Origin of the sequence: Kribbella sp. NPDC051586 (genome assembly GCF_044453965.1) — a bacterium.
GTDB lineage: Bacteria > Actinomycetota > Actinomycetes > Propionibacteriales > Kribbellaceae > Kribbella.
The window spans coordinates 234,446-248,184 of record NZ_JBITDF010000006.1; the positions used below are offsets into that span (position 1 = coordinate 234,446).

Annotated in this window: 12 protein-coding genes and 1 pseudogene; 3 read left to right on the top strand and 10 right to left on the bottom strand. The window is 69.8% G+C overall.

The features are described from left to right. Positions 1-187: 187 nt before the first annotated feature. Positions 188-586, bottom strand: coding sequence for a hypothetical protein (locus tag ACIA58_RS39160; protein ID WP_396408931.1), 399 nt, complete (start codon positions 584-586; stop codon positions 188-190). A gap of 105 nt (positions 587-691) precedes the next feature. On the opposite strand from ACIA58_RS39160, the gene ACIA58_RS39165 reads away from it, so the two are divergent. Further along, positions 692-1,171, top strand: coding sequence for a hypothetical protein (locus ACIA58_RS39165; protein WP_396408932.1), 480 nt, complete (start codon positions 692-694; stop codon positions 1,169-1,171). Positions 1,172-1,225: 54 nt separating this feature from the next. Here the strand turns inward: ACIA58_RS39165 and ACIA58_RS39170 are convergent, their stop codons facing one another. The 3 genes from ACIA58_RS39170 to ACIA58_RS39180 form a co-directional block, all read right to left on the bottom strand. Next, on the bottom strand, positions 1,226-2,314 hold the full coding sequence (locus ACIA58_RS39170; RefSeq protein WP_396408933.1) for a branched-chain amino acid aminotransferase: 1,089 nt from the start codon (positions 2,312-2,314) through the stop codon (positions 1,226-1,228). Positions 2,315-2,394: 80 nt separating this feature from the next. Further along, positions 2,395-3,444, bottom strand: coding sequence for a 3-isopropylmalate dehydrogenase (locus tag ACIA58_RS39175; protein WP_396408934.1), 1,050 nt, complete (start codon positions 3,442-3,444; stop codon positions 2,395-2,397). Beyond that, positions 3,441-3,596, bottom strand: a complete 156-nt coding sequence (locus ACIA58_RS39180; RefSeq protein WP_166678429.1) for a hypothetical protein — start codon at positions 3,594-3,596, stop codon at positions 3,441-3,443. The genes ACIA58_RS39175 and ACIA58_RS39180 overlap by 4 nt, the downstream gene beginning before the upstream one ends. Positions 3,597-3,742: 146 nt before the next feature. On the opposite strand from ACIA58_RS39180, the gene ACIA58_RS39185 reads away from it, so the two are divergent. Beyond that, positions 3,743-4,309, top strand: coding sequence for an O-methyltransferase (locus tag ACIA58_RS39185; RefSeq protein WP_396408935.1), 567 nt, complete (start codon positions 3,743-3,745; stop codon positions 4,307-4,309). Between the two features lie 112 nt (positions 4,310-4,421). Here ACIA58_RS39185 and serA read toward each other — a convergent pair whose 3' ends face one another. From serA to ilvD, 6 genes and pseudogenes are all read right to left on the bottom strand, one after another. Next, positions 4,422-6,020: a phosphoglycerate dehydrogenase gene (gene serA, locus ACIA58_RS39190; RefSeq protein WP_396408936.1), complete on the bottom strand. Its 1,599-nt coding sequence runs from the start codon at positions 6,018-6,020 to the stop codon at positions 4,422-4,424. Positions 6,021-6,172: 152 nt separating this feature from the next. Beyond that, positions 6,173-7,363: a serine protease gene (locus ACIA58_RS39195; RefSeq protein WP_396408937.1), complete on the bottom strand. Its 1,191-nt coding sequence runs from the start codon at positions 7,361-7,363 to the stop codon at positions 6,173-6,175. Positions 7,364-7,501: 138 nt separating this feature from the next. Continuing rightward, the gene (gene ilvC, locus ACIA58_RS39200; RefSeq protein WP_396409296.1) at positions 7,502-8,521 is read right to left on the bottom strand and encodes a ketol-acid reductoisomerase; all 1,020 of its coding nucleotides are present in this window, start codon (positions 8,519-8,521) and stop codon (positions 7,502-7,504) included. Positions 8,522-8,686: 165 nt separating this feature from the next. Next, a pseudogene (gene ilvN, locus ACIA58_RS39205) lies at positions 8,687-9,190 on the bottom strand (acetolactate synthase small subunit); the annotation flags it as partial. After that, positions 9,191-10,939 (bottom strand): acetolactate synthase large subunit, encoded by a 1,749-nt coding sequence (locus tag ACIA58_RS39210; RefSeq protein WP_396408938.1) that lies wholly within the window; start codon positions 10,937-10,939, stop codon positions 9,191-9,193. A 296-nt stretch (positions 10,940-11,235) separates the two neighbouring features. After that, complete coding sequence (gene ilvD / locus ACIA58_RS39215) at positions 11,236-12,903, bottom strand: dihydroxy-acid dehydratase (protein WP_396408939.1); 1,668 nt, start codon at positions 12,901-12,903, stop codon at positions 11,236-11,238. Positions 12,904-12,970: 67 nt separating this feature from the next. Between ilvD and ACIA58_RS39220 the strand changes: the two genes are divergently transcribed. Next, the gene (locus ACIA58_RS39220) at positions 12,971-13,696 is read left to right on the top strand and encodes a class I SAM-dependent methyltransferase (RefSeq protein WP_396408940.1); all 726 of its coding nucleotides are present in this window, start codon (positions 12,971-12,973) and stop codon (positions 13,694-13,696) included. Positions 13,697-13,739: the final 43 nt, after the last annotated feature.

Consider the following 13,739-nt stretch of genomic DNA (forward strand, 5'->3'; position numbering starts at 1 on the left):
CGTACGCGGGGTGCGGGGTGCGGGGTGCGGGGTGCGGGGTGCGGGGTGCGGGGTGCGGGGTGCGGGGTGCGGGGTGCGGGGTGCGGGGTGCGGGGTGCGGGGTGCGGATGCGGGGTGCGGGGGCGCGGGGGCGGGGGCGGGGCCTTGGTTGGGGTGCGGGGGGTTGGTTGGTGGGGGTGGGCGGGGTTCAGGCGGTGAGGGACCAGCCGGGGTCGTCCCAGGCGGTGTAGAAGTCTTCGCGGGAAAGGGGGCGGAGGGCCCACTCCTCGCGGTCGAGCGCCTGGTCGGTGAGCATCCCCTCGTCGTCCTCGAGCCGCTGCCACCAGTACCGGGTGACCTCGCCGTCCTCGCCCGAGCCGAGCTGGCGGATCACGACCCACTCGCGCTCGTGCCAGACCGCCTCGTACAGCCAGTCGGTGCCGTGGTCGTCGGCCACCGCGCCGTACGTCCGCGGCGCCGTACCGCGGTCCAGGTCGCGGATCAGCTCGACGGTCGACCGGATCGCGGCGGACGTCCCGGCCGACCAGCCCCGGCGCTCGGCCAGCTCGGCGTAGTAGCCCTCGACATCCTCCGGAAAGCCGCTCATGCCGCCCGACCCTACCCAACCGCACCTTCGGCCGGCGACCACCGGTCCGACCCTCAGACCTGAGAAGATCCTGTGAAAACAGCCACTGCAGAACAGGATCGACCCGTGAGCCAGTCCGACGACGCGGACCTGAACGTACTGAAGGCCCCCTTGCCGCCCCGGCATCACACGGACGGGTTACGGCAGCTGCGGTTCCAGCTGCTCGGGTACGCCACCGCACTCGGGGTGCTGATCACGCTGACGCCGACCTGGCTGATCCGCGAGTACAGCCGCGGCGACCTGAGCCTGTACAGCGGATTCGGGATGGCCCGCCACGCCCCGGACCTCGGCAGCGCCGCCAACTATCTGTTCATCGTCTACCTGGTGCTGGCCCTCGTCGCGCTGGCTACGCCGACGACGATCGCCGCCTTCGCGTGCGCGTACGCCGGGCTCGTGGACACGGTCGTGATCGTGCTGCTGAAGCCCCGCGGGGACGAAGGCGCCGACGTCGGCTGGACCGGCGCGCCGTTCCTCGCGATCGGGCTGTGGCTCGTGCTGGCCGTCATCAACCACCTCGGCTGGTACGACATCAACCGACGGGCATGACGACGGCCCGGCGACCGTGTCACACACCGGTCGCCGGGCCGTCTGTTCGATGAATCAGGAGATGCGGGTCATCCAGCCGTGCGGGTCGGCGGTGCGCCCGTACTGGACGTCGAGGAGGGCGCTGCGGACGGCCGCGGTGACCGGGCCGCCGTTGCCGTCGCCGATCTGCGTCTCGCCGTCCTTCCACTTCAGCGAGGCGACCGGGGTGACGACCGCGGCGGTGCCGCAGGCGAAGACCTCGCGCACCTTGCCGGAGGCCGCGCCCTCGCGCCACTCGTCGACCGAGATCTTCCGCTCGGTGACGGTGTGGCCGAGGTCGGTGACCAGCTTCAGGATCGAGTCCCGGGTGACGCCCTCGAGGATCGTGCCGGACAGCTCCGGCGTGACGACCGAGTTGTCGTCGAGGACGAAGTACAGGTTCATCCCGCCGAGCTCCTCGACCCACTTCTTCTCGACCGCGTCGAGGAAAGCGACCTGGTCGCAGCCCTCCTCGATCGCCTCGGCCTGGGCGAGCAGCGAGGAGGCGTAGTTGCCGCCGGTCTTCGCCGCGCCGGTGCCGCCGGGGGCCGCGCGGGTGTACTCCTCGCTCAGCCAGATCCGGACCGGCTTGACGCCCTTGGCGAAGTACGACCCGGCCGGTGACGCGATCAGGCAGTACGTCACCTGGCTGGACGGGCGGACGCCGAGGAACGGGTCGGAGCCGAACATGAACGGACGCAGGTACAGCGACGTCTCGCCACCGCCGGGCACCCAGGCCCTGTCGAGCTCCACCAGCTTGTGCAGGGAGTCGAGGAAGACCTCGGTCGGCAGCTCGGGCAGCGCGAGGCGCTGCGCGGAGCGCTGGAACCGGGCCGCGTTGGCCTCGGGGCGGAACAGGTGGATCGAGTCGTCGGGATGCCGGTAGGCCTTCATCCCTTCGAAGATGGTCTGGGCGTAGTGGAACACCGCGGTCGCGGGAGACAACTCCAGCGGTCCGAAGGCGGTGATCCGCGCGTCGTGCCAGCCCTTCCCGGCCGTCCAGGTGGCGATCGCCATGTGGTCGGAGAAGTACTGCCCGAATCCCGGGTTCGCCAGGATCTGGGCGCGCTGGTCGTCGCCGGCCAAGTGGGTGTTCGGCTCAACGGTGAACTCTAGGGCGCTCATAGCCGCACCGTACCTCTCGACCAAGTGGTCAGGCGAGCATCGGCCCCGGCCGCGGCGGGAGCCTCACCAGCTGTCACCGGTCAGCCCGCCGCGCGTTTGGCGATCGCGTCGCCGATCTCGGCGGTGGTCCGCGGGGCGCTGCTGCGCTCCTCGATGTCGGCCGTGACGGCGGCCTCGATCGCGCGGGCGGCCTCGGTCAGGCCGAGGTGCTCGCACAGCAGCGACGCCGACAGGATGGCCGCGGTCGGGTCGGCCTTCTGCTGGCCGGCGATGTCCGGCGCGGAGCCGTGCACGGGCTCGAACATGCTCGGCGCGGTCCGGTCCGGGTTGATGTTGCCGCTCGCGGCCAGCCCGATGCCACCGCTGATCGCGGCCGCCAGGTCGGTAATGATGTCGCCGAACAGGTTGTCGGTGACGATCACGTCGAACCGGGCCGGGTCGGTGACCAGGAAGATCGTCGCCGCGTCCACGTGCAGGTAGTCGACGGTGATCTCCGGGAACTCCTCGGCGACCTTGTCGACCGTCCGCTTCCACAGGTGGCCGGCGTACACGAGCACGTTGTTCTTGTGCACCAGGGTCAGCTTCTTACGCGGCCGCGCCTGTGCCCGGGCGAACGCGTCGCGGACGACCCGCTCGACGCCGTACGCCGTGTTGACCGACACCTCGGTGGCGATCTCGGCCGGCGTGCCGACCCGGAGCGCACCGCCGTTGCCGACGTACGGACCCTCGGTGCCCTCGCGGACGACGATGAAGTCGACCTCGCCCGGCGCTGCCAGCGGGGAGCCCACCGACGGGTAGATCTTCGAGGGGCGCAGGTTGACGTAGTGATCGAGGGTGAAGCGGAGCTTGAGCAGCAGACCACGCTCGAGTACGCCGGACGGGACGCTCGGGTCGCCGACCGCGCCGAGCAGGATCGCGTCGTGCTTGCGAATCTCCTCCAGCTCGGCGTCCGGCAGCGTCTCGCCGGTGGCGTGCCAGCGCTTCGCGCCGAGGTCGTACTCGGTCCGCTCGAACGTCACGCCGTGCTGCGCGGCTACCGCGTCGAGGACCTTGAGGGCCTCGGTGGTGACCTCGGGTCCGATCCCGTCACCGGGAACGACGGCCAGCGTGAAGTTCTTTTTCTCGCTCACTTCTTGGGTTCTCCCCCATTGTCACGGCGGTTCATGGCCTCTTGGACAGCCTTGACCTCGTCACTGGCCGGGCGGGCGGTACGGCGACGCCGGGTCGCCTTCCGCTCCCGGGCGTCGATCGCGGGCCAGTTGGCTGGATACATGTCGTACATGCTGCTGCTCCCAAATATGTCGTGGGCGGCAGGATGCGCACGAATTTACTCGCACATCCGACTAGTTCTCCACCATGCGGGCAGCTTGTCCCGAAATGTGAGATCCCGGTGCTGGTCCTGGACCAGACCTGTGCAACTCTCAGCCGGTGAGTGCTCCTCCAGAACTGCCGCCGCTGGTGTCGGCGGCCCTCAGCCTGTCCGGCCGGCGCGGATTCGTCAGCTCCACCCGCAACGAGACCGGCCGGCTGCTCGCCTCGCTCGCCGCGTCCAAGACCGGCCTGCTCGGTGAGCTCGGGACCGGCTGCGGTGTCGGCTCGGCCTGGCTGCGCAGCGGCGCCGGGGAGTCGACGAACATCGTCACCGCGGAGAGCGATCCGCAGCTGGCGCAGGCGGTCGCGGAGCTGTTCGCCGCCGACGAGCGGATCGAGGTCGTCTCGGCCGACTGGACCGCGCTGATCGAGCGCGGACCGTTCGCGCTGCTGTTCGTGGACGCGCGCGAGGCCAAGCTGTCGGCCCGCGACATCATCGCGGACGTGGTCGAGCCCGGCGGCTTCGTCGTACTGGACGACTTCACGCCGTCCGCGGTCTGGCCGCCGATGTACGAGGGCCGCGTCGACACGCTCCGCCAGGAGTGGCTGATGGACAAGCGCTTCACCACCGTCGAGGTGATGGTCGCGCCGGACGCCGCCGTACTGCTGGCCACCCGGCACTAGGCCACCGGCACCAGAACTGAAGCGGGCCCGGGCTATTGAGCCCGGGCCCTTGCCGGCCGCCATGCGCCTGCGGGCGGCTGGCCGCCTCCAGTAAATCAGTCGTTCGTGTGACTCAGGCCTCGAGGTCCACAGTGCGGGCCGTGTCGGCCTGGACCGCGGCGGCGATGTCGTCGAGGACGGTCGGGGCGATCTTGGAGTCGACCGACAGCGCGACCAGGGCCTTGCCGCCCTTGCGGTCGCGGCTGACCTGCATGCCGGCGATGTTCACGTCCGAGTCGCCGAGGATGCGGCCGATCTGGCCGACCGCGCCCGGCCGGTCCTCGTAGGTGAGGAACGCCAGGTGGGCGGCCAGCTCGATCTCGACGTCGTACCCGTCGATCTCGACCAGGCGCTCCGACTGCCGGACGCCGACCAGCGTGCCGGACACCGACACCTGGACACCGTCGGCGAGCGTGCCGCGCAGCGTGATCAGGTTGCGGTGCTCGGGGCTGTCGTGGTCGGTGACGAGCCGGACCTCGAGGCCCCGCTCGGCCGCGAGCAGCGGCGCGTTCACGTACGAGACGTTGTCCTCGACGACATCCGCGAAGACGCCCTTGAGCGCGGCGAGCTCGAGCACCTTCACGTCGTACTGCGTGATCTCGCCGCGCACCTCGACGTCCAGCTGCTGCGCGACGCCACCGGCCAGCGCGGTGAAGATCCGGCCCAGCTTCTCGGTCAGCCCGATGCCCGGGCGGACGTCCTCGGCGATCACGCCGCCCTGGACGTTGACCGCGTCCGGGACCAGCTCGCCGGACAGCGCGAGCCGCACCGACTTGGCGACCGCGATACCGGCCTTCTCCTGCGCCTCGTCGGTGGACGCGCCGAGGTGCGGGGTGACGACGACGTTCTCGAACTCGAACAGCGGCGAGTCCGTGCACGGCTCGGACGCGAACACGTCCAGGCCGGCGCCGGCCACGCGACCCTCCTTGAGCGCGCTGTACAGCGCCTGCTCGTCGACGATGCCGCCGCGGGCCGCGTTCACGATGATGACCTCGGGCTTGACCTTGTGCAGCTGCTCGTCGCCGATCAGGCCGATGGTCTCCGGGGTCTTCGGCAGGTGCACGGAGATGAAGTCGCTGGTCGCCAGCAGCTCGTCCAGGGTGGCGAGCCGGACACCCATCTGCGCGGCCCGGCCGGCCTGCACGTACGGGTCGTAGGCGATCACGTTCATGCCGAACGCGGCCAGCCGCTGCGCGACCAGGACGCCGATCTTGCCGAGGCCGACGATGCCGACGGTCTTCTCGAACAGCTCGACACCGGAGTACTTGCTGCGCTTCCACTCGCCCTTCTTGAGCGACTCGTTCGCGGCCGGGACTCGCCGCGCGGAGGCGAGCAGCAGGGCGACGGCGAGCTCGGCGGCGCTGGTGATGTTGGAGGTCGGCGCGTTGACGACCATCACACCGGCCTGGGTGGCGGCCTTCACGTCCACGTTGTCGAGGCCGACGCCGGCGCGGGCGACGACCTTCAGCTTCTTCGCGGCGGCGAGCGCCTCGGCGTCCACCTTGGTGGCGCTGCGGATCAGGATGGCGTCGACGTCCGCGATCGCCGGGATCAGCTCGGCGCGGTCGGCGCCGTTGGTGTGCCGGATCTCGAAGTCGGGGCCGAGCGCCTCGACGGTGGCCGGGCTGAGCTCTTCGGCGATCAGAACGACGGGCCGGGTTACGTCAGTCATGGAGGAATCTCCTGCAGAAGCGGTAGGGGCTCGTGATCTTCAGAGCACCGCGCTGTGCCCGCTGACTCGATGGTACCGCGTCCGCTCCGGACCCGGTCCGAGGGCCCGGGTCACGGTCAGGAGCATGGTCAGGCTCATGGTCAATCTCATGGTCAATCGGTGTCGCAGCTGACCGGGGTCGCCATCGGAACGGTCCGGTCGATCAGGAGCTTGCCGTTCACCCGGACCAGCTGGAAGCGCACGTCGAGCCGGTTGCAGTTCTGGCCGTCCGCGCCGGTCGCGGTCGGCGCGAACAGGATGTCGTACGACATCCGGGCGTAGGAGCCGTCCGGTGCCACGTCGGTGATCTTCGGGTTGAAGAAGTACGACGTCCGGTGGTTGTGCAGGTCCCGGTCCACGGTCATGCCCTTGGCGAACCGTGCCGAGTACAGCGACTGCAGCCCGCGGAAGTCCTGCTGGTTCTCCAGGGTGACGTAGTTGCCGAACAACCGCTGCACCTCGACGTTCAGCGCTGTCCCGGCGACCTGCAGTGCCGGGGCGACCGCCGCCTGCGGGCCGCGGGACTGGTCGCAGATCCCGGCCGCCGCGACGGTGACGCCCGACGGCGCGGTCGCGGCGTACCCGCGGAGCTTCTCGAGCGGCACGATCGCACTGGCCTGCACCGTGGCGCCGGTGACGAGCCCGATCAGGCCGCCGGACTTGTCGAGGATCGGCCCGCCGAGCTTCGCCGCGTTCATGACCTCGCTCAGGGCCCGCGGGTCGGCCGCCGAGCCGACCTGGCTGATCGCCTGCTTGCCTGCCGAGGTGTAGCCGATCAGAGCTCGCTGCGCCTTCGGGTCGGGGTCGGCCGGCGCGAGCTGCATCGGCGTCCCCTCGAGCCCGATCGACTGCAGTACGGCGACGCCGTCCGTGCTCGTGAAGAGCAGGTTGGCCCGGCGGATCCGGCCGTCCGGCGCCACGATGACGATCGACTTCGGTTGCGCGACCGCCGACGCCGCGGTCAGGACCCGCCCGTTGTCGATCAGCACCCCCGAGGCCTCCCCGGTCGAGCCGCACGTCGTCGCGAGCACGCGCACCACGGACGGGCCGGCCGACTTCAGCACCTCGTCGGTGTTGATCCGCAGACTCTGCGAACGGACGAACCAGCCCGCGCCGGCGCCGCCTGCCGCGATCACCAGCAGCGCGACGAATCCGGCCAGGATCCGGCCGAAGATCCACGGGCGCCGCTGTGTCTGCGGCTGCGGTGCGGCGGGCCGACTGGGAGTCTCCAACTGGGTCAGCGAGCCGGCGCCCGGGGGGATCCGCCGAGGCGGCCGCGGCAGCCCGTTCCTGCCGTCCTCCACCGCCGGTCACCTCCCCCGCAATCACCTGCCCGGACCAGGCCCTGGTCCACACCCTGGACTACAACCGTCACACATTGTGTCAAAAGAAAGGGCCCGGGCCATCCACCTGGATGGTCCGGGCCCTTCGCGCGTACTGCGTCAGCGGGCGGACGTGCCCTCGACGTAGTCGTCGTCGTGGGACTTGACCCACGCCATCAGACCGCGCAGTTCCTTGCCGACGGCCTCGATCGGGTGCGACTCGCTCTGCTTGCGGAACTCGGCGAACTCCGGTGCGCCGGCGTCCTGGTCGGCGATGAAGCGGGCCGCGAAGGTGCCGTCGGTGATGTCGCCGAGGACCTCCTTCATCCGCTGCTTCACCGACGCGTCGATGATCCGCGGGCCGGAGACGTAGTCGCCGTACTCGGCGGTGTCGGAGACCGACCAGCGCTGCTTGGCGATGCCGCCTTCGTAGATCAGGTCGACGATCAGCTTGAGCTCGTGCAGGCACTCGAAGTACGCGACCTCGGGCTGGTAGCCGGCCTCGGTCAGTACCTCGAAGCCGTTCTGGATCAGCGCCGAGACGCCACCGCAGAGGACGGCCTGCTCACCGAACAGGTCGGTCTCGGTCTCCTCGGTGAAGGTGGTCTTGATACCGCCGGCCCGCAGACCGCCGATGCCCTTGGCGTACGCGAGCGCGAGGTCCCACGCCTTGCCGGTGGCGTCCTGCTCGACCGCTACCAGCACCGGTACGCCGCGGCCCTCGGAGTACTCGCGGCGGACCAGGTGACCCGGGCCCTTCGGGGCGACCATGAAGACGTCGACACCGGCCGGCGGCTTGATGTAGCCGAAGCGGATGTTGAAGCCGTGACCGAAGACGAGCGCATCGCCGTCGACCAGGTTCGGCTCGATGGCCTCCTTGTAGAGCTTGCGCTGGGCCGGGTCCGGCGCGAGCACGACGATGACGTCGGCCTCCTCCACCGCCTCGGCCGGGGTGAGCACCCGCAGGCCCTGGGCCTCGGCCTTGGCCCGGCTCTTCGAACCCTCCGGCAGACCGACCCGGACGTCGACGCCGGAGTCGCGCAGCGAGAGCGCGTGGGCGTGGCCCTGGGAGCCGTAGCCGAGGACGGCCACGTGGCGGCCCTGGATCACCGACAGGTCGGCGTTGTCGTCGTAGAACATTTCAGCTGCCACTTGCGGCACTTCTCCTTAGTGTTGATTCGGTACGGCGGCGGCGCGGCCCGGCGGCGGGCCCGGCACCGGGTGGTGCGGGTGCGGACGGTCGGCCGGTCGGGCCTGCACGGTCGGGGGGCCCGACTGGACGTGCGGCGGGGGCACCGGGACCGGCCGCAGGGTGCGGTCGGAGATGGAGCGGCTGCCCCGGCCGATCGCCACCATGCCGGACTGGACCAGCTCGCGGACGCCGAAGGGTTCCAGCACCCGGAGCATGGCTTCGAGTTTCTCGGGATTGCCGGTCGCCTCGATCGTGATCGCGTCCGGTGCCACGTCCACCACCTTCGCACGGAACAGCTGGACGGTCTCCAGCACCTGTCCGCGGGTCAGGGTGTCCGCCTTGACCTTCACCAGCAGCAGTTCACGCTGAACCGTCTGGCTGGGCTCGAGCTCGACGATCTTGATCACGTTGACCAGCTTGTTCAGCTGCTTGGTGATCTGCTCCAGCGGCTGCTCGTCGACGCTGACCGCGATGGTCATCCGGGACACCTCGGGGTGCTCGGTCGGACCGACCGCGAGGGAATCGATGTTGAAGCCCCGCCGCGAGATCAACGCGGCAACGCGGGCGAGCACACCGTGCTTGTTCTCGACCAGGATCGACAGTGTGTGCTTGGACATCTACAGCTCCTCCCCGTCCCACTTGGGGGCCATGTCGCGGGCGATCTGGATCTCGTCGTTGCTGACGCCGGCGGCGACCATCGGCCAGACCATCGCGTCGCGGTGCACGACGAAGTCGACGACGACCGGCGCGTCGGTGACCGCCATCGCCTTCTCGATCGTCGCGTCGACGGAGTCCTTGTCGGAGCAGCGCAGCCCGACACCGCCCATCGCCTCGGCCAGCTTGGCGAAGTCCGGGATCCGGGCCGAGTGCAGGTCGGTGTTGGAGTAGCGCTTGTCGTAGAACAGCGTCTGCCACTGCCGGACCATGCCCAGCGACTGGTTGTTGATCACGGCAACCTTGATCGGGATGCCCTCCAGCGCGCAGGTGACGAGCTCCTGGTTGGTCATCTGGAAGCAGCCGTCGCCGTCGATCGCCCAGACGGTCTTGTCCGGGCGCGCGACCTTGGCGCCCATCGCGGCCGGCACGGCGTACCCCATGGTGCCGAGGCCGCCGGAGTTCAGCCAGTGGCCGGGCTTCTCGAACGGCAGGTAGTGCGCGGACCACATCTGGTGCTGGCCGACGCCCGCGGTGTACACGGCGTCCGGTCCGGCGATCTGGCCGATCCGCTCGATCACGTACTGCGGGGACAGCGTGCCGTCCTCCGGCTCGTCGTAGGCCACCGGGTACTTGGCGCGGACCGATTCCAGCTGACCGCGCCAGGCGTCGTACGACGGGGTGCGGCCGCTGCTCGCGATCTCGGTCCGCAGTGCCGCGATCAGGTCGGCGATGACCTCCTTGCAGTCACCCACGATCGGCACGTCGGCGGCCCGGTTCTTGCCGATCTCGGCCGGGTCGATGTCGGCGTGGATGACCTTCGCCTCGGGCGCGAAGGAGTCGAGCCGGCCGGTCACCCGGTCGTCGAAGCGGGCGCCGAGACAGATGAGCAGATCAGACCTTTGCAGTGCGCCGACCGCGGACACCGAGCCGTGCATACCCGGCATGCCGAAGTGCAGGTCGTGCGAGTCCGGCAGCGCGCCGCGGGCCATCAGCGTGGTGACGACGGGGATGCCGAGGAGCTCCGCGAGCTCCTTCAGTTCGGGGCTGGCCTGGGCACGGATCACGCCGCCGCCGACGTACAGCACGGGCTTCTCGGCCGCGGCGATCAGCCGGGCCGCCTCGCGCACCTGCTTGGGGTGCGGGCGGGTCACCGGCCGGTAGCCGGGCAGCGAGAGCTCGGTCGGCCACTGGAAGTCGACCATCGCCTGCATCGCATCCTTGGTCACGTCGACCAGCACCGGGCCGGGCCGGCCGGTGGAGGCGATGTGGAACGCCTCGGCGATGGTGGAGGCGATGTCGTTCGGGTCGTTCACCAGGAAGTTGTGCTTGGTGATCGGCATCGTGATGCCACGGATGTCCGCCTCCTGGAAGGCGTCCGTGCCGATCGCGGCGCTGGCGACCTGGCCGGTGATCGCGACGATCGGCACCGAGTCCATGTACGCGTCGGCGATCGGCGTCACCAGGTTCGTCGCGCCGGGGCCCGAGGTCGCCATGCACACGCCGGTCTTGCCGGAGGCGGAGGCGTACCCCTGGGCGGCGTGGCCGGCGCCCTGCTCGTGACGTACCAGGATGTGGCGGATCTGGGTCGAGTCGAGCATCGGGTCGTACGCCGGGAGGATCGCGCCGCCCGGGATGCCGAAGACGGTGTCCACCCCGGCATGTTCCAGCGCGCGGATCAGAGCCTGTGCCCCGGTCAGCTGCTCACTCATGAGAGAGCCTTCCTGTCCTGTCACGAATTCTGCCTAAGAAACACTGCTGTTCGCGACCGATCCATCCTCGCTTGTGGCTGTTGTCCGTGCGTCTCCGGGTCTCGGATAGTCGCATTGGCAACAAAAAACCCCTTCGGCCGGGTTGGCTGAAGGGGCGCGCTCGACTCGGTGGTCGCGTCAGTCGGCGCGCCGCACAAGTACGAGGAGAATCGATCGCATGTAGGCATTATTCGCCGACAGACCGCGACCGGGTCAAGTTCGGCGCCTCCGTGTCTCATATCCTGGTACATCCGTCCCTAAATGCAGACAGCGCCCTCGGACGCGGACCGCACCAGGCGGGTGTACTTGCCCAGCACGCCCTTGGTGATCGCGGGTGTGTTCGGGGTCCAGCCTTCCTTGCGGCGTTCGAGTTCCGCGGCGTCGACGTGCAGGTCGAGGGTGCGGTTCGCGACGTCGAGGGTGATCCGGTCGCCGTCGCGGACGAACGCGATCGGCCCGCCGTCGACGGCCTCGGGCGCTACGTGGCCGACGCAGAGTCCCGTCGTACCGCCGGAGAAGCGGCCGTCGGTGAGCAGCAGCACGTCCTTGCCCAGGCCGGCGCCCTTGATCGCGCCGGTGACCGCGAGCATCTCGCGCATCCCGGGGCCACCCTTGGGGCCTTCGTAGCGGATCACGACGACGTCGCCGGGATCGAGATCGGGTACGGCGTCCATCGCGGCGCGCTCGCCGTCGAACACCCGGGCGGTGCCTTCGAAGACGTCGGAGTCGAAGCCGGCGCTCTTCACGACCGCGCCCTCGGGGGCGAGCGAGCCGTGCAGGATCGTGATGCCGCCGGTGTGGTGGATCGGCTTGTCGAGCGCGCGGATGATCGTGCCGTCGATGTCCGGCGGGGCGATGTCGGCCAGGTTCTCCGCCATCGTCCTGCCGGTGACGGTCAGGCAGTCGCCGTGCAGCAGACCGGCGTCGAGCAGCGCCCGCATCACGACCGGGATCCCACCCACGCGGTCGACATCGGTCATCACATAACGCCCGAACGGCTTCAGGTCGCCGAGGTGTGGCACCCGCTCCCCCACCCGGTTGAAGTCGGCGAGGGTCAGCTCGACCTCCGCCTCCCGAGCGATGGCCAGCAGATGCAGGACCGCGTTCGTCGAACCGCCGAGGGCCATCACGACGGCGATCGCGTTCTCGAACGCCTCCTTGGTGAGGATCTGGCGGGCGGTGATGCCCTTCTGCAGCAGGCCGACCACAGCCTCGCCGGACTTGCGCGCGTATCCGTCGCGACGGCGGTCGACGGCGGGCGGAGCGGCTGAGCCAGGGAGCGACATACCGAGGGCTTCGGCGGACGCAGCCATGGTGTTGGCGGTGTACATCCCTCCGCAGGCGCCTTCACCCGGGCAGATCGCGCGCTCGACCGCGTCGACCTCCTCCCGCGTGATCAGGCCGCGTACGCAGGCGCCGACCGCCTCGAACGCGTCGATGATCGTGACGTCCTTGTCCCCGAGCTTGCCGGGCATGATCGAACCGGCGTACAGGAAGACCGACGCGAGATCGAGCCGGGCCGCGGCCATCAGCATGCCGGGCAGCGACTTGTCACAGCCGGCCAGCAGCACCGAGCCGTCGAGCCGCTCGGCCTCCATCACGGTCTCGACCGAGTCGGCGATGATCTCGCGGCTGACCAGCGAGTAGTGCATGCCGACGTGGCCCATCGAGATGCCGTCGGACACGCTGATCGTGCCGAACTCGAGTGGATACCCGCCGGCCGCGTGCACGCCTTCCTTCACGGCCTTGGCGAGCCGGTCCAGGGACAGGTTGCACGGGGTGATCTCGTTCCAGCTGGAGGCGACGCCGACCTGTGGCTTGGCCCAGTCGTCGTCGCCCATCCCGACCGCGCGGAGCATCCCCCGGCTGGCGGTGGCCTCCAGCCCGTCGGTGACTGTCCGGCTGCGGGGCTTCACATCGACCATGCGGTTCACTCTATGCTGGCGTTCTTATTGAGTTGTTCGCACCCGGCCGCGCTTCTACCATCGCCGCGTGACTGACGATCCGTACGGTGACGAACAGCTGGTCGGGTTGTACGACCTCGACAACCCCGCCGGCGATGACCACGCCTACTACCGCGCGCTGGCTTCCCGTGCCCACAAGGTCCTGGACTTCGGCTGCGGCACCGGCCTGCTCACCCGCTCGCTGGTCGCTCCGGGGCGGGTCGTGATCGGGGTCGACCCGAGCCCCACGATGCTCGACTACGCCCGCCGCCAACCAGGCGCCGAGGCGGTCACCTGGATCGACGGGGACTTCCGCGCCGTCGAGCAGGCCCATGACGCCGACCTCGTCATCAGCACCGGCAACACGATCATGCACATCGGCAACCAGGCCGACGTCTTCAGCACGCTCGCGAATGCGCTCCGCCCCGGCGGCGTGATCAGCTTCGAATCGCGCAATCCCGCGGCGCGCGCATGGGAGCAGTGGACGCGCGAGGCGACGTACGGCGAACGCGACACGCCCGCCGGCCACCTCGTCGAATGGCTGGACCTGATCGAGGCCTCCGACGGCGGCCGGGTCGTCTTCGACGCCCACAACGTCTTCCCGGACGGTCATGACGCCGTCTACCGCAACACCTTGTACTTCCGCTCCCCCGAGGCGATCACCACCGACCTCTCCCAGGCAGGCTTCACCAATATCACCGTCCATGCCGGTTGGCAGCAAGAAACCCTGTCCGCCGACGCCAGGCTCCTGGTCTTCCGCGCCGGCAGGCGCTGACCGGCCCACCCTCGGCCGGATGTATTCACATCAAGCGGCCGTG